Source organism: Lysinibacillus sp. 2017, from assembly GCF_003073375.1.
Lineage (GTDB): Bacteria > Bacillota > Bacilli > Bacillales_A > Planococcaceae > Solibacillus.
The window spans coordinates 802,086-824,983 of record NZ_CP029002.1 but is presented as its reverse complement, the minus strand read 5'-3'; the positions used below and the strand labels follow the sequence as shown (position 1 = coordinate 824,983).

17 protein-coding genes are annotated in these 22,898 nt (G+C 38.7%); 5 read left to right on the top strand and 12 right to left on the bottom strand.

Annotated elements, in window-relative coordinates; translation table 11 throughout:
* Positions 1-8: 8 nt before the first annotated feature.
* The 5 genes from DCE79_RS03570 to DCE79_RS03550 all read left to right on the top strand — a co-directional run bounded on the left by DCE79_RS03570 (position 9) and on the right by DCE79_RS03550 (position 5,164).
* A complete protein-coding gene (locus DCE79_RS03570) occupies positions 9-1,109 on the top strand; it encodes an ABC transporter ATP-binding protein (protein ID WP_108711743.1) in 1,101 nt (366 codons plus the stop codon).
* Positions 1,102-1,908 (top strand): ABC transporter permease, encoded by an 807-nt coding sequence (locus tag DCE79_RS03565; protein WP_108711742.1) that lies wholly within the window; start codon positions 1,102-1,104, stop codon positions 1,906-1,908. The genes DCE79_RS03570 and DCE79_RS03565 overlap by 8 nt, the downstream gene beginning before the upstream one ends.
* A complete protein-coding gene (locus tag DCE79_RS03560; RefSeq protein WP_108711741.1) occupies positions 1,908-2,708 on the top strand; it encodes an ABC transporter permease in 801 nt (266 codons plus the stop codon). The genes DCE79_RS03565 and DCE79_RS03560 overlap by 1 nt, the downstream gene beginning before the upstream one ends.
* Entirely contained in the window at positions 2,705-3,781 is a 1,077-nt protein-coding gene (locus tag DCE79_RS03555) for an ABC transporter substrate-binding protein (protein ID WP_108711740.1), read from the top strand. Before DCE79_RS03560 ends, DCE79_RS03555 begins: the two co-directional genes overlap by 4 nt.
* Before the next feature lie 201 nt (positions 3,782-3,982).
* Positions 3,983-5,164: an MFS transporter gene (locus DCE79_RS03550; RefSeq protein WP_108714417.1), complete on the top strand. Its 1,182-nt coding sequence runs from the start codon at positions 3,983-3,985 to the stop codon at positions 5,162-5,164.
* Between the two features lie 38 nt (positions 5,165-5,202).
* On the opposite strand, the gene DCE79_RS03545 is transcribed toward DCE79_RS03550, so the two are convergent.
* From DCE79_RS03545 to DCE79_RS03490, 12 genes are all read right to left on the bottom strand, one after another.
* Positions 5,203-6,021 carry an ABC transporter permease gene (locus tag DCE79_RS03545; RefSeq protein ID WP_108711739.1) on the bottom strand — a complete coding sequence of 273 codons (819 nt, stop codon included), beginning with the start codon at positions 6,019-6,021 and terminating at the stop codon, positions 5,203-5,205.
* Positions 6,011-6,952 (bottom strand): ABC transporter ATP-binding protein, encoded by a 942-nt coding sequence (locus DCE79_RS03540; protein WP_108711738.1) that lies wholly within the window; start codon positions 6,950-6,952, stop codon positions 6,011-6,013. The genes DCE79_RS03545 and DCE79_RS03540 overlap by 11 nt, the downstream gene beginning before the upstream one ends.
* Positions 6,949-9,264: a cytochrome c oxidase subunit II gene (locus DCE79_RS03535; RefSeq protein ID WP_108711737.1), complete on the bottom strand. Its 2,316-nt coding sequence runs from the start codon at positions 9,262-9,264 to the stop codon at positions 6,949-6,951. The genes DCE79_RS03540 and DCE79_RS03535 overlap by 4 nt, the downstream gene beginning before the upstream one ends.
* Positions 9,265-9,780: 516 nt before the next feature.
* A complete protein-coding gene (locus tag DCE79_RS03530) occupies positions 9,781-10,899 on the bottom strand; it encodes an N-acetyldiaminopimelate deacetylase (RefSeq protein ID WP_108711736.1) in 1,119 nt (372 codons plus the stop codon).
* A 16-nt stretch (positions 10,900-10,915) separates the two neighbouring features.
* Positions 10,916-11,629, bottom strand: coding sequence for a 2,3,4,5-tetrahydropyridine-2,6-dicarboxylate N-acetyltransferase (dapD, locus tag DCE79_RS03525; protein ID WP_108711735.1), 714 nt, complete (start codon positions 11,627-11,629; stop codon positions 10,916-10,918).
* A gap of 91 nt (positions 11,630-11,720) precedes the next feature.
* Positions 11,721-12,617: a transcriptional regulator CcpC gene (locus tag DCE79_RS03520; RefSeq protein WP_108711734.1), complete on the bottom strand. Its 897-nt coding sequence runs from the start codon at positions 12,615-12,617 to the stop codon at positions 11,721-11,723.
* 75 nt (positions 12,618-12,692) lie between these two features.
* The gene (gene cbpB, locus DCE79_RS03515) at positions 12,693-13,136 is read right to left on the bottom strand and encodes a cyclic-di-AMP-binding protein CbpB (protein WP_108711733.1); all 444 of its coding nucleotides are present in this window, start codon (positions 13,134-13,136) and stop codon (positions 12,693-12,695) included.
* 235 nt (positions 13,137-13,371) lie between these two features.
* Positions 13,372-13,629 carry a short-chain dehydrogenase gene (locus DCE79_RS03510; protein ID WP_159083049.1) on the bottom strand — a complete coding sequence of 86 codons (258 nt, stop codon included), beginning with the start codon at positions 13,627-13,629 and terminating at the stop codon, positions 13,372-13,374.
* Between the two features lie 39 nt (positions 13,630-13,668).
* The gene (gene fadH, locus DCE79_RS03505) at positions 13,669-14,436 is read right to left on the bottom strand and encodes a 2,4-dienoyl-CoA reductase (protein ID WP_108711731.1); all 768 of its coding nucleotides are present in this window, start codon (positions 14,434-14,436) and stop codon (positions 13,669-13,671) included.
* Positions 14,437-18,038: 3,602 nt separating this feature from the next.
* Positions 18,039-20,210: an RNA degradosome polyphosphate kinase gene (locus tag DCE79_RS03500; RefSeq protein WP_108711730.1), complete on the bottom strand. Its 2,172-nt coding sequence runs from the start codon at positions 20,208-20,210 to the stop codon at positions 18,039-18,041.
* 1 nt (position 20,211) lies between these two features.
* Positions 20,212-21,753 carry a Ppx/GppA family phosphatase gene (locus DCE79_RS03495; protein ID WP_108714416.1) on the bottom strand — a complete coding sequence of 514 codons (1,542 nt, stop codon included), beginning with the start codon at positions 21,751-21,753 and terminating at the stop codon, positions 20,212-20,214.
* Positions 21,754-21,898: 145 nt separating this feature from the next.
* Positions 21,899-22,804 (bottom strand): chemotaxis protein, encoded by a 906-nt coding sequence (locus DCE79_RS03490; protein ID WP_108711729.1) that lies wholly within the window; start codon positions 22,802-22,804, stop codon positions 21,899-21,901.
* Positions 22,805-22,898 lie beyond the last annotated feature (94 nt).

Below are 22,898 nucleotides of genomic sequence, written 5' to 3'. Positions count from 1 at the left end.
GCTTTTGTATGGATAACACAATTATTCGCTTTGAAAATGTCACAAAATCATATGATGACGGTACAGTTGTATTAAAAAATATTAATTTTGAATTAGAACGTGGTAAGTTTTATACATTACTAGGACCATCTGGTTGTGGGAAAACGACTATTTTACGTATTATCGCAGGCTTTACAGACGCTTCTACAGGCGATGTTTATTTCGATGGAAGACGCATTAATGACGTACCTGCCAATGAACGTCAAGTAAACACAGTATTCCAAGATTACGCTCTATTCCCTCACTTAAATGTATTTGAGAATGTCGCGTTCGGTTTACGTATAAAGAAAGTAAAAGAAGCAGAAGTACAGCGACGTGTCCAAGAAGCATTAAAATTTGTAAACTTAGCAGGCTATGGCAACCGTGAAATTTCAGAAATGTCTGGTGGCCAACGCCAACGTGTTGCCATTGCACGTGCCATCGTTAATGACCCGGAAGTAATCTTACTAGATGAGCCATTATCGGCTTTGGACTTAAAATTGCGTACGGAAATGCAATATGAGTTACGTGAATTACAACAACGTCTTGGAAAAACATTCGTATTCGTTACGCATGACCAAGAAGAAGCACTTGCAATGAGTGATGAAATTTTCGTTCTATCTAATGGTGAAATTAAGCAATCAGGTACGCCAGTTGATATTTACGATGAGCCAATTAACCGCTTTGTTGCAGATTTCATCGGTGAATCTAATATCGTAGATGGCATTATGATCGAAGACTATAAAGTTAAATTCGCTGGCAAAGAATTCGAATGTGTCGATGGTGGGATGAAGTCAAACGAAAAAATCGATATCGTCATCCGTCCAGAAGATTTAGAAATTACAACACCTAATAAAGGGAAATTAATCGTAACAGTGGATACGCAATTATTCCGCGGTGTTCACTATGAGTTATCTACTTACGATAAAGACGGCAATGAATGGTTAGTGCACTCACTGAAAAAAGCTGACGTTGGCGAAGAGATCGGGTTAGATTTTGACCCTGAAGCAATTCACGTCATGCGCTTAAACGAAACAGAAGAGGACTTCGACAAACGTTTAGAAGCATATGGTGATGAAGACGATGAATAAAAAAACAGCAAAGGGACCGTTAATTCCTTATCTATTCTGGATACTTTTATTCGTAATCGCACCAATCGCATTAATCGTTTACTATTCAGTGTTAGATTTAAATGGTGACTTCACACTTGCCAACTATGTGAAATTCTTCACGCCCGTTTATTTAAAAATGACGTTAAGTAGTTTCTGGTATGCGTTTTTAATTACGGTCTTTACGTTATTATTTGCCTACCCTACTGCTTATCTTTTAACAAAAACAAAAAACAAGCAGCTTTGGTTAATGTTAATCATTATCCCGTCTTGGATTAACTTATTATTAAAAACTTATGCTTTCATTGGAATTTTTGGATTAAGTGGTCCAATTAACGCGATGATTAAAGTGTTCGGCTTTGATCCTAAGCAAATTTTATTTACAGATTTCAGTTTCGTATTCGTATCGGTCTACATCTTCATTCCGTTTATGATTATTCCAATATTCAACTCATTAGATAAAATGAATCCATCACTTGTTTTCGCTGCTCGAGATTTAGGAGCTTCAAGCTGGACTACTTTCCGTCGTGTCATTTTTCCATTAACTATTGACGGTGTAAAATCAGGGATTCAAGTTACATTTATTCCGGCATTATCATTATTCATGATTACGCGTTTAATCGCTGGTAACCAAGTAATTACGTTAGGTACTGCCATTGAGCAACAATTCCTTGTCTCTCAAAACTGGGGTATGGGTTCTACGATTGCGGTATTCTTAATTTTATTCATGATTTTAACAATGCTTGTAACAAAGCAAAAATCTAAAGGAGGCCGCGCATAATGAAAAAATTATCAGCAGCTTCTAAAGCCTATTTAGTTTTAATATTCGTCATTCTATATGCGCCTATCTTCTATTTAATTTTTTATTCATTCAATAGTGGCGGCAATATGAATAACTTTGAATCGTTCACATTAGAACATTACAAAGCGGTATTTGCAGATTCACGCCTGATTGTTATTTTAATTAATACGGTTATTGTTGCCTTACTATCAGGATTAATCGCAACGGTTATTGGTACACTTGGTGCCATTGGGATTGTTTCGATTAAAGATAAAAAAATGCGCAATACATTGCTCTCTTTAAACAATGTACTAATCGTTTCACCAGACGTTGTTATCGGGGCAAGCTTCTTAATTTTATTCACAATGGTTGGAGTTAAATTAGGCTTTGCATCCGTTCTTGTATCACATGTGGCATTTAGTGTGCCCATTGTTGTTTTAATGGTATTGCCAAAATTATTAGAAATGAACACTTCTTTACTTGATGCAGCACGCGATTTAGGTGCAACGAAGCGTGATGTGTTAACACGTGTTATTTTACCGTATATTGCACCAGGTATTTTCGCTGGATTCTTCATGGCATTAACGTATTCATTAGATGATTTCGCCGTGACATTCTTCGTAACAGGTAATGGCTTCAGTACATTATCAGTTGAAATTTATTCGATGGCTCGTGCTGGTATTTCCTTAACAGTAAACGCCATTTCTGGTTTAGTATTCGCGGTGACGTTAATAATCGTTATCGGGTATTACTTCATTAGTAAACGTACAAAATCTAATGCTGCGGAGGGACAACGATGAGAGATTTAGTTAAAGCTACCATTGCAATTATCATTGTCTGCGCCCTATTATTTGTTGTAGCAGATCAAATGCAATCGAAAGGTAGCGCAGGTAGCAAAGATACATTAACCATTTTTAACTGGGGTGAATATATCGACCCTGAGTTAATCGATAAATTTGAAGAGGAAACAGGAATTAAAGTTACCTATGAAACATTCGATTCAAATGAAGCAATGATGACAAAAATTGAGCAAGGTGGTTCGGCATATGATATCGCCGTGCCTTCAGAATATACAATTGAATCGATGAAGGAAAAAGATTTACTTATTCCAATCGATCATAAGTTAGTACCGAACTTAGTTAATATTAATGGAGACTTTTTAGATTTATCATTCGATAAAGGCAATGAATATTCTATCCCTTATTTTTGGGGAACGGTTGGGATTGTTTATAATCCAAACTTAATTGAGGACCATTTAACATTCGAGTCGTGGGAAGATTTATGGGACCCTTCATTAAAAGGCAAACTATTTTTAGTAGACAGCTCTCGTGAGGTGATCGGGATGGGCTTAAACTCGATTGGACATTCATTAAACGTGAAAGATGATGTGCTTTTAAGTGAAGCGACAGATAAACTAATTTCTTTAACACCAAACGTAAAAGCCATTATCGGTGATGAAATTACACCACTTATGGTCAAAAACGAAGCTGCTGTCGCACTAACTTGGTCTGGTCAAGCAGCCGATATGCTATGGGAAAATGAAGAACTAGATTTTGCTACACCTTATGAAGGTTCAAATATTTTCTTTGATAACATGGTCATTCCGAAAACATCGAAAAATGTAGCTGGTGCACATAAGTTCATTAACTTTATGTTAGATCCTGAAAACGCAGCACAAAATGCAGATTATGTTGGCTATTCATCGCCAAACGAAGCAGCATGGGCATTATTAGATGAAGAGGTAATCAATGATGAACGCTTCTACCCAACGCATGAACAACGCGAAAAGTTAGAAGTATACGAAAACCTGGGCCTAGAATGGTTAGGTAAATACAACGAACACTTCTTAGAATTTAAAATGAGCTTACGTTAATAAAAAAACCCGATCGCACTCTTCTTTCACAAGATACGATCGGTTTTTTTATGGCCAATTTAATTTTATGCTTGATTATATGCTTATAACATCAGTCAATAGGAGGATGATTTTTATCGATAATGCCGTTACAATATGGTATGCTATTGGAAAAATATTCATTTTAAAAATCGAAATCGTTCATTTGAAAGGCTGGCGAATATGGAGCAAAAATCAAACAAGCTTGCACTTTACTTATTAATGTTTAATATGTTTATCACAATGGGAGGTATCGGCATTATTGTTCCCGTGATGCCTGCTTATTTACAAGTTTTCGGCGTAGGTGGACAAGTGCTTGGCTTTTTAATTGCGAGCTTTGCACTCGCACAATTTTTACTATCCCCCGTTGCAGGTGATTTATCTGACCGTCATGGCCGTAAACGCTTTATCGTTTATGGGCTCGTTCTTTATGGCTGTTCCCAAATTTTATTTGGCATGGCATCGGAAGTTTGGATTTTATTTTTAGCTCGATTTTTAAGTGGTGTTGGCGCGGCCTTTATTATGCCACCGATTATGGCATTCGTTGCTGATATTACAACCTATGAAGAACGTGGCAAGGGCATGGGTATGATTGGGGCTGCGATGTCTCTAGGCTTTATGATAGGACCTGGTATTGGGGGCTTTTTAGCGAATGTTAATTTAACATTTCCCTTTTATTTAGCTGGCGTTGTCGCATTAATTGCAGCTATTCTTTCAGCAATCTTTTTACCAAATGTGAAGAATAACAAAGTTTCTGCACCACGCGAAAATATAGTCAAACAGCTAGCTCGTTCTGTGAAAACCTCGTATTTTATCTTTTTGATCGTTGTATTCACATTTAGCTTCGGAATTGCTAATTTCCAAGCAACACTTGCTTTATATCTAAATGGTAAATTTAACTACACACCGACAGATATTGCGATCATCTTAACAGTTGGTGGTTTCGCAGGTGTCATACTTCAAATGTTTATTGTCAATAAATTGTTTAAACGATTCGGCGAAATGAAAGTGATTTTAGTCAACTTGTTAGTCGCAGCTGTTATGATGCTATGTGTCATTTATATTAGTGGCTTCTTCGTTATTTTAGTTGTGGCTACATTATTCTCGATTGCAACGACGTTTATCCGACCTGCCGTTAATACACTCATTTCTAAGTTAGCTGGGCAAGAACAAGGATTTGCAGCGGGAATGAACAATGCCTACATGAGTTTAGGTAATATGTTTGGCCCTGCACTTGCTGGAATATTATTCGAGTGGAATCCCGACTCCCCTTATATCTTAGGAACAGTTGTATTAGTTGGTTGCTTCATTTTAGCTTTTACTTGGACATCAAAAAAGGCACCTCATTTAATGAAATCATCGTGAAAAACTGCGCAATTCTTTAACTCGAATTGCGCAGTTTTTTATTTTGTCTCTCTTAATTTCCTTACCGCAATCCATAAGCTAATAATTCCTATTAACATATAGGCAATGCAATATAGTAAAATCGGTGATAGTTCGACTTGCGTTACTTCTTTAATGCCAATCGCGATATCCGGGGAAATAATGCTTAATGCAACAGCAAATGGATTTAAGCTAATCCAAAAATACGAAACATTGGCCGACTGATCTACTACATGATTCACCATGCCTACCGCAAAAAAGATAGCTGTAAATAAGGCTAAAAAGATCGTCACACCATACGTTGAAATCATCGAAACAATCGTCTTTTTCGTCACGGTCGAAATCAAAATACCGACACTTCCTACCGCAAATACGGTTAATAAAAAGATTAAAAATACCGAGCCGAGCATTTTGGGTGATACGCCACCGAATAAAAACAACACACTATACATCGGTAAAGTTGCGATTAACATCACCACTAAAAATGCGAGTGATGCCATTAGTTTTCCTATGATGATTTGTGTCGACGTTTGAGTCGTCGTTAATAACATATTAAGCGTTTGTTTTTCACGTTCGGTACTAATCGAACCCGCCGTAAGTGCAGGTGCCATAAATAGTAATAGCCCCATTTGCAACATCGTTAAGCAACAAAATAAAATAAAGCTCGTTTGAGGTTGAATATACCCATTGCCCATAATGCCCGTCACGATGATAAAATAGGCCACTATAAAAATTGTTAACGCGATTAAATAAAAGGCTAAACTCGAGAAGCTTTTCGCATTACGGAATCGTAGCTTTAGTTCTTTTAGTAATACAGGATTAAAAGGTTTATTGTTCATGCTGCATGACCTCCTCTGTAATTACCATGAAAACATCTTCTAAATTTTTCTTTTGCACTTCAAATGATGTAATTTGAATGGTTGCTTCAATGGCCGACTTTAGTAAGTTTGCTTGCTCCATGTTCCCTCCGCTAAATGCAAAGGTTAACGTCTGCCCAAGTTCTTGAATTGACACATTGCTCACATTTGGTTGTGACATGAAAAACTGCTGTGCTTGCTGTAAGTCACTAACAGTTTGCAACGTGATCCATTTCTCCGCTTGTAACTGCGCTTGAATTTCTGAAATATTACCACTTGCGATTAATTTTCCTTCATGTAAAACGCCAATTTCATCACAAACTTCCGCGAGCTCTGGTAAAATATGCGAGCTAATGCAAATCGTTTTCCCTAGTCTTTTTAAATCCTTCAAAATATCACGCATTTCAACACGTGCCCTCGGATCTAAACCTGATGCGGGCTCATCTAAGATTAATACGTCAGGGTCATGCATTAATGTTCTTGCTAAACAAAGTCTTTGCTTCATCCCGCGCGATAAATCGTCCACGTATTCCTGTCGTTTCTCAGACAATCTGACAAGTGCTAATAACTGTGTGATTTTTTCTTTACGAACACTTGAAGGCAATGCATAGGCCGCACCGTAAAAGTCTAAGTACTCTTCTACTTTAAGTTGATCATATACTCCAAAAAAATCCGGCATATAACCAATGAGTGCTCGCACATCATGCGCATTCGTTAAAACACTTTTCCCGTTGACGAGTACATCGCCAGACGTTGGTGGAATGAGTGTGGCTAAAATAGAAAACGCTGTTGATTTACCTGCACCGTTTGCCCCAACAAATCCATAAATCGTTCCTTTTTTAATCGTTAAGGTTAAATCCTTTAGCGCTTGAACCGTATTGTAGCTCTTCTTTACATGCTGAAATTCAATCATAATTCATGCGCTCCTTTCAGCTGGATTATTGGAGAAGTAAATGTACGATTATAAATATTTTCTGAAATCGTCCATTTGAAGCGTATTTCCCCTTGTTTCAAATAATTCGATACCTCTTGTGTTGAAAACTGCGACGAAAATGGCTCATATTCATTCGTTGATACATTCCAAATTTGTGCCTTCATAAATGATTCATCAACCTCATAGTGAAGTTCCGACCAGTTCATCGGTTCTGCTTTTAATTGTTGTGGCAATTTATAGGTCACTTCATATTCACCGGGATCAAAATACCAATCTTTTAAACTTGTTACGGTTTGGTCTCTCATCCCACCATACATTTCAGAATTCAGTGAAACGAGGAAGGCTTGTTCCGTTAAAATCAGTTCACCCGTAAATTGAGTAGTTGCTGTAAATGGCTGGACAAGTAAAGTTGTCGATTCTGTTGTTGCCTTTTTCGTTAGTGTAGCGCCATACGTGATGTCTTTGGCATTGGCGATAATTGCTGGTGACTGCTCACTTGCGATTATACTTTGAGCAAGGGCTATTAATCGATTTTTTCGTTCTGTATCTATTGTCTCAGGTGTTGGTGTTGTGTACATTGTGTTATTTGGAAGTACAGTTGGTAATAATACAGCAAGTTGCATCGTCTTATTAACGGTTGTCGTCTCACCGCGTTTCATATCACCAATCGTTACTAGCTCCGCACCCGTCCAAATTTGCACATTCGTTACATCGACATCAAAGTTGTTTGTGATGGTACCAACTAATGTTCTATTTTCATTCGTTAAATCAACGTTAAATTGGCCAACATCGATGGCACCCTTCCCTACAATCGTCTCAACATCCCAATACGGGACATTTTTTAATAGTAATTGTTTTTTGTCACCCTCATTTTTCACATAGCTCCATCGACCATTCTGGAAATCATGTAAATTCGAAAAATCATTGCCGTAAACCGTTACATCGAGCTCTTTTCCAAATTCAAATTCATAATCTCCGCTACGATTTGAAAGTAAGGACTGAACAAAGTATTGCTGCGATTGCTCCCCTACTTTGATAACAGCCGTTTGTTGAATTTGCGGCTGCGCAATACGATCACGCGCTCCGATGAAAAATAACCCAAGTGAAAAGACAACAGCTATTGCAGGAATAATCCACCATGCATACTCTCGCTTATCTTTTTTCTTTAAAATAAAGTACAAAATTGGACCAATCACTAATATATACACGATGAGCACGGCTAAAATTTTCCACATTGAAAATTCAAAAGCAGGAAAGAGCTCATTTACTGATGCGACCGTATTAGACATTTCAATTTCTGCTGAATTCGAATACATTGGTGTTTGAAGATTCATCATTTGTGCTAGTAAGTTAGCATAGCCATCTGACGTTAATAGCACTGGATCTGTTAAAGAAAATGCTGTCTGTATAAGCGAACCCATTCCTACCGGACGCTTTGCAGCAAGGATTAGACCATCTACTTCAAACAGCTCCGAATTTTCTAAGGCATCCTTCTTCACAAGTGGTAAATCAGACTGAAATGTCCCTTCACGCGAAAACTGTTCTAAACTTTGAGTTGAAACCGTTGTCTTTGTAGCACCTTCGCTTGCTTGTAACGCAGCAAACTCTTTCATTGGTGTAAATGTTACATCCTGATCAACAATTAGTTGACCGCCATTTTTCATCCAACTGACAAGAATCTGAAGCTGCTCCTCATCATAAAGTTTAAGTGGCTCTGCTAAAATTAACGTATTAATAAAAGCTAATTGACGGACATCGGTAATTGTTTGTACGGTATCCATAGGAAAATATTGAACTTCTAAATTAGCATTCCCTTTTATTACACGTAATTTTTGAAGTGCCTTTGATACATCCTTTAGTCCTAAAATACCGACTACATGTGTGTCATACGAATAAAGCTTAGGCTCAGAATTTTTGAGTTGAAAATTTTTATATTTATCCCCTTTTTCTAAACTCCCCTCATATACATGTACAAATGATTTCGATTTTTGGTTATATAATTGATAGGGATAGCTATCAATTACGAAAAATTCCGAATATTTTTCGTGTGGTTCGAGTTTTAATCGAAAGACTTGACCCGTTTGTAATAAATAATTGCTAGGATATGTCGTCAATAGCTCCCCATCAAACGGTTGCTCATCATTTTCAATCGTAATCGTTACCCCAAGTGGCATGTCTTGCTTTCCTTGTCCATTTAAACCATAGTCTACGTTAATCTTCATTTCCGCAGATGCTGTTATTACAGGGATCAAGAATAAGAAAACAGCCATAAATGCGATGATTTTTTTCAAAATAAAAGCCACCTCCCTTTCTAACATTATACGAATTCAACCATATAAAGTTTCAATCCCATTTTATGGCTCATCACTATAAGTTGGGGATGATTTTTTCTTTATTAGTTTGTCTAGCTATTGGCAGGCTACGGCATGACCGCATTATGGCCACGTGGTACGTGCCCATACTACTGTCTTTAATGCCCGCATGCAAGGCCCGCCAATTCAAAGTGTCATGCATTTAACCTGGTCAAATGGAGTGACGCGAAGCGCAGGGGGCGACTCCTTGGGGGATTAAGCGTGAGCGGAATATCCACTTGTTGCTTGCCGCCGTAGAGGCAAGTAACAAGTTAGATGGAGCCACGCCCCCAGGAAAGCGTCCCCCGTAGCGTAGCAGAACGGACTTGATTAAAAAGGAATCACTTTGAATCCTAGATGTCATGCACAACTTCCGATGATGAACCAATAAAAAATAAGTTATATAAAAAAATACCCATTCAACCTCTACAGTTAAATGGGTACATAGCAGTTATTTTAGAATTCACGAATAAATTGCTCTACAAAGTTTACATTAAACGCTAACAATGCTTCATCTGGACTTATTTTTGCATGGTGTAAGCCGTACTCACAGTTGGCACCTGACCAAAACATTGCACCTGGAATGTCTTTAATAAAGTACCCAAAGTCTTCACCCGTCATCGCTGCTGGACATTCGTATGCACTAGCGCCTTCAAAGCTATTTGCAAACTCAAGTAGCTGTCTTGCGCAGGTTTCATCATTGTTCACTTCATAATACATCGAACCATAATCAATCGTAACCGTGCATTCAAAGGCGGCTTCAATCCCTGTGCAAATTGCTTCGATACGGCGTTTTACTTCAGCCATTGCTTCTGCATTTAACGTGCGAATCGTTCCTTCAAGTCGAGCATTTTCCGCAATGACATTTTGTACAGTTCCCGAAGTCATTTTACCAATCGTAATAACAGCGCTATCTAGTGGATTGACATTTCGACTAATGATTGTTTGTAGCTGCATGATTAAATTTGCTGCCGCTACCGTCATATCCCTTGTTTTATGAGGGAATGCAGCATGGCCACCAACACCTTTTAAATCGATAAATAATTCAGATGTATTAGCAAAAAGTAAACCAGGCTTCGTTGCAACGGTTCCTACGGGGTATTCAGGTGCGATATGTAATGCATAGATTTCATCTGCTACCAGATGCGGCTGTTCTTGCCTTAACCAATTAAGCATTGGCTCAGCACCTCCAGGACCCTCTTCAGCTGGTTGGAAGTAGAAGACCACATTTTGCATTGGCTGCTTATGCACAAACGCTTCTACAAGCCCTAGCGCAATGGTCATATGGCAATCATGCCCACAAGCGTGCATAAATCCTTCATGCTGAGAAGAAAAGTGGAGGAAAGTCTCCTCTTTTACAGGCAGTCCATCCATATCCGTACGCCAACCAATACATTTCGTTGGATTTGTCCCTTGAATAAATACGACAACCCCTGTTTTCCATGTTGTTATTTGTAAATGTTGTTGTGGTAGTTGCTTTAAAAAAGTTAAAATATAGCGCTGCGTTTTAAATTCTTGAAAGCCGATTTCTGGAATTTGATGTAATGCTCTTCGAATTTGAATAAGCTCATTCATGATGCTCTACACCCTCTTATAAATTTCTTAATGAATCGATAATCTCTGTTTTTGATTTCGTTTTTTCATCAAGCTTTTTAATTTCTCGAGCTGGGACACCTGCTACAACGGTATAGGGCTCTACATCTTTGATCACGATAGCACCCGCTGCAACCACAGCACCTTGCCCAATACGAACGCCTTCTAATACCACGGCATTCGCACCAATTACGACATCATCTTCTACAACAACTGGCAACGCACTTGGTGGTTCAACAACACCTGCTAACACCGTTCCCGCACCAATATGGCAGTTTTCGCCAACTGTTGCACGTCCCCCAAGCACACAGCCCATATCAATCATCGTTTTCGCGCCAATTTCAGCACCAATATTAATAATGGCACCCATCATAATGACCGCATTATCCCCTATAGTTACTTGGTCACGGATAATTGCACCTGGCTCGATACGTGCGTTCACATATTTCGTATCTAATAATGGTACACCTGAGTTACGGCGATCGCTCTCTACAACATAGTCTTCAATTTTTTCAGCATGCTCCTTTAAAGCAACTTCCACTTGCGCCCATTCTCCAAATACAACGGCACTGCTTCCTTCACCGAATACTTTTGAATCTGTACCATATGATAAATCCGCAACACCTGATCCTTTAACATAAACTTTTACAGGTGTTACTTTTTTAGATTGTGAAATAAAATCAATAATTTGTTGTGCATTTAACTTTTCCATTTAGACACCTCTTCGCATGTAAGTTTTCTTAACACGAACAATTGTACTAAATTTTCAGATAAATTTACACCATTATTTAAAAATATTGTTATTATTGACCTTTCGTATAATCATATAGGCAGCGTGCATGGTCTTGTACGACATTAACGAAAGCTTCTACTTGGCGTAGCTCGAATGCTGAATCATAACCAATTAACCACGTATCGCGTGTTAATCCATGATCACTTTCGGTGTTTGTTAATGGAATTTTATGGACATTTTCTTCCCCATTTAATGTGATGGAAGGTAAAATCGCATAACCAATTCCGTTAACAGCCATTTGTTTACACGTTTCAATTTGATCAACAAGAATTTGGTGCTTTGGATTGCAGTTGAAATGACGTTGCCACCATTGTTGAATTTCTTGATAATAATTGGAATCACTTTTAAATTGAATAAATGGGCGATCAGATGTCAATATATCTTCCATATCTTGAATTTCTTTGTCGACTAAATACATCATGTCACGGAATAAATGTATTTTTTTGCCCTTCCAATCTGCTTGACCACGCACAATCCCAATATGTGCCTCTCCCTCATAAAGTGCTTTGACAATTTCTGAACTCCAACCCGTCATTAATGAAATCTTCGTATCAGGATATTTTGTGACGTAATCTTTCAATACTTTCGGTAACCAATTCTGTCCGACAATCGATGCACAAGCAATTTTTAGTGTGCCATGTACTTTTGAATTTAATGCTTGAATCGTTTCAAATATTTCCTCACGTTTCATAATCATTTCATTGGAGTACTGAATGACTAATTCTCCCGCAGGTGTTGCGGTTAACCCTTTTTGTGAACGTATAAAAATCTGTGCGCCCCATTCCTTCTCGATTGATTGCAGACGCTGAGATAAGGCTGGCTGCGTTAAAAATAAACGTTCCGCTGCTTTACGCATATTTTTTTCTTCTGCTAAAATTTTTATGATTTCGGCTTCCGATGCTGTCATTGTATAGCCTCCTCTTGCTAAGTGTGAGATAAAAAATCGACAAAATCCTAATTGGACTTTGCCGATTCTTTTTAGTTACGCATTATGTTGATAAATATATTTCTTTAATTGTTTTAAAATAATTCTCCGCGTCATAATTCCCACGAATGTACCTTCTTCGTCCACTACACATAAAAAAGCATGATTAATGACCAAATCCAGTGCTCGTTGGAAGGTGTCGGTAATTTTTAAATACGCCACTTCAGGACTCATTACCTCATCCACTTTAATGGTTGATAGTTTATCATATTCAATTCTTTCTAAACCTAAAATGGATTCTGTGATCATTTTTGTACTTAATAAGCCTTGTAATCGGTACTTCATATCCAATACTGGAATCGATGAGTAACCTGTTTTGGTTAAGACAAGCAATGCATGTTCTGCACTATTTCCAGTTTGTACATGGGCTACCTTTTCAGATGAAACAATAAAATCTTCAATGGGCATGTCTAGTAACGCTCTGTTGTTAGTTGAAATCATGACATTCTACTCCTTTTATCCCGCTTTTTGCAGGCAGTACAACATGATGAAGACGATTGCAAATAGGAATATTGCAAAGCCTTCTTAAAAAGCGCTAGCAATCCCTTACAATTCATGCAGCGCGATTCACTTACCACTATCATACCATAACAACCAATTTCATGACATGAAAGCCGCCCATTCTAAAAACAAAAAAAGTGTAACAAAACGAATTAATCATCGCCTTGTTACACTATTAATATCCCTTAGCCCAATAATAAAAAATGATGGTTCCGGTAAAGATAAAGAAAATGGCGTAAACAAGTAAAATCGGATTCAACATAAACGGGTGATTTTCTATTTCTTCTGGAACGGATGGATCTCGCTCCGAGCCACTATCTTCAATTTGATGTCCAACACGGACAGTAAGCCAGTAACCGACTAAACAAATAACGACGCATACGATGATTGTTGGATAAAGCCACATACTATTGTCAACGCCCCCTTTTTGCATTAACAATAGTATGTGAAATTTATTTTATTTTATTCGAAATTAAAACGGGAATTGGTTTAACCATGCACCACCATCTAATGTAATGCATTCCCCATTCATATAAGCAGCTTTATCTGAAAGCATAAATGTCGCTAAATCAGCAATTTCTTCTGGTGTTCCTAAGCGACGTAGTGGTACAGAATTAATTGTACGCTTTGCTTGTTCCTCGGACTCCCATAACTTATCCGCACCACCTGTGCGTTCAATCGGACCAGGTGCAATTGCATTTACGCGAATTCCGTACTGTGCGCCCCACTCTACAGCTAATGTGCGAGTAAGTGAAAGGACGCCTGCTTTTGCTGCTGCCGAATGCACAACACCTGCACCTGCTCCCCAAGCATATGTTGCCACCATGTTGACCATTGAGCCTTTAATGCCTTTTTCAATCCAATAACGTCCAACTGCAGATGAACAATAAAATGTTCCGTTTAGTACGATATCAATGACTGCTTTCCAGCCATTTGGTGATAATTTCTCCGCATGTACTAAAAAGTTACCTGCCGCATTATTCACTAAGCTATCTACTTGTCCAAACTTTCCTACCGCAAACTCGACCATTGCTTGTGCATGATCTGGCTCACGTACGTCCATTTGGAACATTTCAATAGTAGAACCGAATGCTAAGATTTCTTGTTTTGCATTTGCTAAACGTTCTTCATCACGGCCGGTAATAACAACATTCGCACCTTCTTTTACAAATTGCTTGGCCATCCCAAGTCCCATCCCACTTGAGCCACCTGTAATAATAATTGTTTTATTTTGTAACATCTTTCAAACTCCCCCTTTGAAATAAAATGAATATTCATTCATATTTGAATTTTACTATAAATTAGGAGAAATAAACATATTTTTCTACTTTGTTCATGGATATCATTTTAATAAGTGAGCGGTATTGAAGCGAGTCCTTTGAATTTAGTAGAGCAAGGGGATTGTCAGAGCTTAATCATTTTCTAATAGAGATGTTATTAAAGTGTATCGTTTTTTGGCAGGCTGGGCGCCCAGAGTCGCAAAGATATGTTGCACATATCTGTACGACGCTTCTTTGCGCCTTGGGCTAGGCCTGCCAAATCAAAGTGTAATACATTCTACTTTTGCTTGAATTCGGGGGCGGCGCTGTTGACGAGCAAAGGCGCCGATTTTCTTTAAAGTGAGTCCGTTGAATTTGGTAGATCAAAAGGGATTGTCAAAGCTAGTTATTTTCTAATGAAGATGTTATGAAAGTGTATCGTATTTTGGCAGGCTGGGCGCCCAGAGTCGTACAGATATGTTGCACATATCTGTACGACTCTTCTTTGCGCCTTGGGCTAGGCCTGCCAAATCAAAGTGTAATCCATTCTACTTTTGCTTGAATTCGGGGGGCGGCGCTGTTGACGAGCAAAGGCGCCGTTTTTCTCTGAAGTGAATCCGTTAAACTTTGTGGGTTGAAGGGATTGTCAGAGCTAGTCATTTTCTAATAGAGATGTAATCAAAGTGTATTGAGTTTTGGCAGGCTGGGCGCCCAGAGTCGCAAAGATATGTTGCACATATCTGTACGACTCTTCTTTGCGCCTTGGGCTAGGCCAGCCAAATCAAAGTGTAATCCATTATGCCTTTGCATGTATTCGGGTGCGGCGCTGTTGGCGAGCAAAGGCGCCGTTTTTCTATAAAGCGAGTCCGTTGAATTTGGTGGGTTGAAGGTATTGTCAGAGCTAGTCATCTTCTAATAGAGATGTTATGAAAGTGTATTGAGTTTTGGCAGGCTGGGCGCCCAGAGTCGCAAAGATATGTTGCACATATCTGTACGACTCTTCTTTGCGCCTTGGGCTAGGCCTGCCAAATCAAAGGCTAGTCCATTCTACTTTTGCATGTATTCAGGGGCGGCGCTGTTGGCGAGCAAAGGCGCCGTTTACTTTTAAAGCGAGTCCGTTGAATTTATTGGGTTGAAGGGATTGTCAGAGCTAGTCATCTTCTAATAGAGATGTTATGAAAGTGTATCGTGTTTTGGCAGGCTGGGCGCCCAGAGTCGCAAAGATATGTTGCACATATCTGTACGACTCTTCTTTGCGCCTTGGGCTAGGCCTGCCAAATCAAAGGCTAGTCCATTCTACTTTTGCATGTATTCAGGGGCGGCGCTGTTGACGAGCAAAGGCGCCGTTTTTCTATAAAGCGAGTCCGTTGAATTTGGTGGGTTGAAGGTATTGTCAGAGCTAGTCATCTTCTAATAGAGATGTAATGAAAGTGTATCGTGTATTGGCAGGCTGGGCGCCCAGAGTCGCAAAGATATGTTGCACATATCTGTACGACTCTTCTTTGCGCCTTAGGCTAGGCCTGCCAAATCAAAGGCTAGTCCATTCTACTTTTGCATGTATTCACGGGCGGCGCTGTTGGCGAGCAAAGGCGCCGTTTACTTTTAAAGTGAGTCCGTTGAATTTTGTGGGTTGAAGGGATTGTTATAGCTAGTCATCTTCTAATAGAGATGTTATGAAAATGTATTGGGTTTTGGCAGGCGACCGCATATCAGCAGCAGGGTCACGTGGTACGTGTCCCTACTACTGATACTGTTGCGGTATGCTAGGCCTGCCAAATCAAAGGATAGTCCATTCTACTTTTACATGTATTCAGGGGCGGCGCTGTTGACGAGCAAAGGCGCCGTTTACTTTTAAAGCGAGTCCGTTGAATTTGGTGGGTTGAAGGGATTGTCAGAGCTAGTCAAATTCTAATAAATATTCTATTAAGGTGTTTCATATTTTGGCAGGCGACCGCATATCAGCAGCAGGGTCACGTGGTACGTGTCCCTACTACTGATACTGTTGCGGTATGCTAGGCCTGCCAAATCAAATGATAATCCATTCTACTTTTGCATGTATTCAGGGGCGGCGCTGTTGGCGAGCAAAGGCGCCGTTTACTTTTAAAGCGAGTCCGTTGAATTAAGTGTGAAAGGGACTGAAACAGATTCTCTTTTTATAAAGGGATGAATATACGGATAGGGTTCAATAGTTGTCAATGCCTTCATTTTCTATAATGGCAGGATTGCCTTTTCTACTAAAACTCTAGATAAATGAGTTCACAGTATTTAGATGTTAAATAAATACATTGTGATTTCACCTACTTTATAAAAAGATTCGCCTAATAAAAAGACTGGCGCCTACCACTGTAAGCGCCAGTACGTGAATACGAGTAAAGGGAAAATAGATACACCTTGAATGGGCGGGCCTTACACACAGCACAAAGAACATTCGCGAAAGACTCTTGCAAAGAGGCTTTGTTAATGTGTGCTGCGCCCGCCCAAACTAAACACCCGAATCACCACTTTAAAAAAGGCAGATCCACTTGAACTGTATCTTTCTCAACTTTATAAGGAAGATTCGATAAATTTAGAAGACTGGCGCCTACCACTGTAAGCGCCAGCACGTGAATACAAGTAAAGGGGAAATGGATACACTAAATATTGGCGGGTCTTTCACGAAGCACAAAGACGAGTCGTACAGACATGTGCAACATGGCTGTGCGGCTTGCGTGCGAAGAACCCGCCAAGTGATTATGCCCGAGTAACCACTTTAATAAAAGGCAGATTCACTTGAACTGTATCCTTCGCTACTTTAGAAGGAAGATTCGATAAATTTAGAAGACTGGCGCCTACCACTGTAAGCGCCAGCACGTGAATACAAGTAAAGGGAAAATGGATACACTAAATATTGGCAGGTCTTTCACGAAGCACAAAGGCGAGTCGTACAGACATGTGCAACATGGCTGTGCGGCTTGCGTGCGAAGAACCTGCCAAATGACTATGCTTGAATAACCACTTTAATAAAGGATGAATTCACTGTGATTTCCCTGATTTTATAAAAAGATTCGCCTAATAAACCGACTGGCGCCTACCACTGTAAGCGCCAGAACGTGAATATAAGTAAAAGGAAAATGGATACACCTTATATTGGCAGGTCTTTCACGAAGCACAAAGGCGAGTCGTACAGACATGTGCAACATGACTGTGCGGCTTGCGTGCGAAGAACCTGCCAAATGACTATGCCTGAATAACCTTTTCATTAGAAGACCGAAAGAGGCTTTGTGAATGTGTGCTGCACCCGTCCAAACGAAACACCCGAATCACCCCTATAACAAAGGATGAATTCACTATGATAAACCCTACTGTATAAAAAGATTCGCCTAATAAAAAGACTGGCGCCTACCACTGTAAGCGCCAGCACGTGAATACAAGCAAAAGGAAAATGGATACACCAAGTATTGGCAGGTCTTTCACGAAGCACAAAGGCGAGTCGTACAGACATGTGCAACATGGCTGTGCGGCTTGCGTGCGAAGAACCTGCCAAAAAGCTACACCTGAATAACCTCTATATTAGAAAACCGACTCCTATCGGACAGCTCCCCTATTATTCTTCTACAATTGTTCCCAATGATTCGTTTAAGAACATTTCTTGACTGTTAATGCGCACATCACTATTATGATCCTCTTTGTAATGGTACTTACCATTCGAATCTTGAACACGTGCTTTTTGATTGTCTTCAAGCTGCGTTTCCATAATACGTTGAATCCGCTTTTTAATTTCTGTTGAGTAAATCGGGAATAAAATTTCAACACGCTTAATCATATTTCGCGTCATCATATCGGCAGAGGATAAGTATAAATTATTTTCACCGTTGTGGTAGAACCAGAAAATACGCGAATGCTCTAAGAAGCGTCCGACAATACTTGTTACCGTAATGTTTTCACTGATACCCGGAATTCCTGGGCGAATACAGCAAATCCCACGAATAATAAGTTCAATTTTCACACCTGCAATCGAGGCTTCATATAATTTCATCATTAAATCTTTATCCGTTAACGAATTCATTTTCGCACGAATGAAGCCATTTCCATATTCTTTATGCAACTCAATTTCACGGTTGATAAGACGAATAAATTCATCGCGAATATCAAATGGAGCCACAACAAGATGATGGAATTTCGGCTTTTCTGTATAACCGCTTAAATAGTTGAAAAAGTTGGTCGCATCAATTCCGAATTCTTTATTCGACGTAATAATCCCCATATCAGTATAAAACTTCGCTGTCGCATCGTTATAATTTCCTGTGCCGAGATGCACGAAACGTTCAATTTTCCCTTGGCGACGACGTATAACAAGTGTAATTTTCGAATGCGTTTTTAGATTATTCATACCGTAGATGACAAGGCAACCCGCTTGCTCTAATTGTTTTGCCCAGTGGACATTGTTTTCTTCATCAAAACGCGCTTTTAATTCTACTAACACTGTTACTTGCTTACCGTTTTCAGCCGCTTGCTTCAGCGCTTGAATAATGGGTGAATTTCCGCTTACACGGTATAACGTCTGTTTAATTGCTAGTACACTTGGATCTTTGGCTGCCTCCGCTATAAAATCAACAATGGGCACAAAGGATTCGAATGGATGGTGGAATAGTAAATCCTGTAGTAACGCTTTTTCAAAAATATTTTCGTCTGATTGTAAATCTTGGGGTGGCTGTGGAATAAAGCTTTCATATTCTAAATGCTCACGACCTGTTGAAATCGCTTTAACAAAGGCAAACATTGTCGTCAAATCTAATGGTCCATCGATTTTGAATACATCGGATTCCTCAATTTCAAATTCATCCAATAAATATTCTAAAACGTCATCATTCATCTCCCCGTCGCGAACTTCTAAGCGAGAACCAACGCCCCATTTACGTTTTTTTAATTCCTTTTCAATTTCTACAAGTAAATCTTGGGCACCTTCTTCATGGATCGTTAAATCGGCATTACGCGTTAAACGGAACGCTTGTGTTGATTTCACTTTGTAGCCAAGGAATAATCGGTCAATACGACTAGAAATGACATCTTCTAACAATACAAATACTGCCTCATCGCTTTTTGACGGCACTTTAATAAAGCGCTCTAATACAGAAGGTACTTGCACGATTGCCACTTTGTCCATGTTTTCATTATCTGATCCACTATTTTCAAGCATAACAAGTAAATTTAATGTACGACCTAATAATGTCGGGAAAGGACGGTATGCATCAACTGCTACTGGCGTTAATACTGGGAAAATTGTTTCTTCAAATAGCTCATTTATATAGTTTTTTTGCTCGGGTGTTAGCATTTTTAAATCGCGCATATAAACATGTTCTTTCGGCAATAAATCATGCACCAAATGACGATACACTTCTGTTTGACGGCGTACTAATGCCTGTGTACGCTCCGCAATTTTCGATAATTGCTCTTTCGGTGTAAAACCAGATTTATTTTCTGGTTTATGGAAACCCGCGCGAATTTGATCTTGTAACCCCGCGACACGAACCATGAAAAACTCATCTAAGTTAGAGCTAAATATTGCTAAAAACTTTAATCGCTCCAATAGTGGGTTATCGATATCTTCGGCCTCTTCTAATACGCGCTCATTGAACGCTAACCAGCTTAATTCACGGTTATTGTAATATTGTGGTTTTGCAATTTCTTCTAACAATTGTGCCTGTGATTTAGAAATTTGATTTTTGTTATCAACGTCCGGTTCAAACACAGCATCTACTTCAAAATTAGTTGTCATATTATTTCCACCCTTCTTCAATAAAAATCAATTCAACATTCTTTTTAAAGACACGTTCAATATGCTTTTTCTGTTTTTCAGCTTGTGCCATTTCTGCCATTGCTCGCTTTGAAGTCACAATTTCTATTAGTATGCCGTCCCCACTTTTTTCAACAACAATTTTTTTCACGACATTGCGCTTCGTCATATTTAGTGCATAGACGAATTTCAAAATCGCCCCAAAATCGCGTAATTTTTTTAATTCTTCTTTTGAAATCCACGTTTCATAAGGTTGAGCAAAACGTTGAAAATAATCGCGATTTTTATAGGAAGCTAATAAAGCAACCTTGACGCGATCCATATGCGACAGACCCTCAATTGATTGATTCGCAATTAAATAAAATGTGTGCTGACTTGATGAATCAAGCTCGATATACTCACCGATTGAATATACGTTTGCTGCTTTTTTTAATAGCTCTAAATCTTGCTTACTATAGTCAAAAAACTGTAAATGGCAACATTCCATATAGAGCTGTTCAGATAATTGGACGAGTGTCTCAACTTCCTCTTCTGTACGTCCGTATGCTTTCGTTAATCTACGTGCACTTTCATCAAAAACATTGTATTTATCATATGCTTTTGCATTTCCGCGCATAACACGACTAATAATTAACCCTTCGCGCAAACCCTTTTTGCTAATTTGAAAAGATTGTGAATCGACAACAGTCATAAGTGAGATAAATACTTCAAGTGCTGGCACGATAGTATCCGCACGATCTGAAGACAGGCCGTCTAATTGCTTTAGTTGATCGAATGTAAATTCTGTTAAATGATCGCATAAATCAACCAAATCGCTACGCTTCATTTCATATTGATGTATCCCGGACAATGGATAGTCCTGCTTTTGCTGATGAATTTGTGCAATATTACGCGCACTCCCTCCGATTGCAATGATCGGCAAGCCCAAGTTTAAGATCCAAGCTAATGAAGAAAATTGTTCTGTAACAAATGCTCGTAATTTTTCACGTTCGGTATCATTAATAATGGAATTACGTACAAATTTTTGTTTTAACGACACCGTACCAAAAGGGAAACTAAACGTTTTTTGTAATTTTTTATTTATAAATAGCGTAATTTCAGTCGAACCACCACCGATATCAATCGTAACTGCAGATGGTGTGTCCATCGAATGAGCGACCGCAATAAACCCATAATAGGCCTCTTCTTCTTCTGAAAGAATGTCGATTTTAATACCCGTTTCTTGTACCATACGAGTGATTATTGCTTCATTATTAACCGCTTGTCGCACAGCAGCAGTTGCAGCTGCCTTGATATCTGTTACTTGATAATCTGCTAAAATTTCTCGAAATGAATTTAATGTATCTGCTAATAATTGAATACCTTCTTCAGACATTTCACCATTCGGCAAAAGATACGTCCGTAAACGAGCTACTGTTTTAATATTCCCAAATTCATGGAGCCCATCATTTTCATTATAGGCATAGAGCACAAGTCGAATTGTATTGGAACCGATGTCAATAATCGCTGTCTTCCAGTTTTTCATAAGCATTTGTCACTTCTTTCTTTTCACTCGATTATCGCCGCATTTAAAGATAGTTTGTAAAAAAAGCCGGAATTACTTTTTCAAGTACCCGGCTTTCCATTTTTTATTTAATTTAATTGTAAGTTCAATTTCTGTAATTGATTCTTTATAAAATTAATTTATCAATACGTAAAATTAATTCTGCAATTTCTGGTTTTGAAATTTGATCTTCAGCACCAACTTGATCGCCTTTATGACGTAAGTCGTCCGTAATTAAGCTTGAGAAAATAATTACAGGGAGCTTCTGAAGTTCAGGATGTGTTTTAATTTTCTTCGTTAGATGGTGACCGTCCATCTGTGGCATTTCAATATCAGTAATCACAATTTGAACATGCTTTTCAATGTCTTTATCTGCCTTCGCTAATGCTTCTAAATATTCATATGCATCACGACCGTTTTCAAAGAACTCCGTATTGACATAGCCAGCTTCATTCATTGTGTCGAATAACAATTTACGTAATAATGGTGAATCTTCTGCGATAACAACGCGTTTCTCTGAACGATCACGTTTACCAAGCTTTTTCACAGATTCTACGCTAATACTAGATTCTGGGTTAATATCAACCATAATTTTTTCGAAATCTAATAATAAAATCATCTCTTCGTTACGCTTAATGACACCGATTACCTGAGAAGTTCCACCTTGATACATATCAGAAGGTTTTTCTATTTGATCCCATGAGATACGGTGTATTTGTGTTACATTATCTACGTGGAATACAACACGCTGTTTGTTAAACTCTGCGACGATATACTTTTGCTGTGGATTGCGATTTTCTGTTGAAATACCTAAAACTTTTAGCATATCAACCACTGGCAATACCTCTCCACGTAATTGAATAATACCTTCAACATGAGGATGAACATGTGGAATAAATGTTACTGGAATCGGTTGAATGATTTCTTTCACCTTAATTACATTAATACCAAATTTATTGTTTGCAACTTCAAATTCAACGATTTCAAGTTCGTTTGTACCACTTTCTAGTAAAATCCCTTTTTGATTTTCCAAAGTGTACCTCTCCTTCCAAATTCCCAAGTTTTCTATACATATATTGTATCATAGGGTGTTCAATTCTCCTATAAACGATTGTGAAAACTAAATG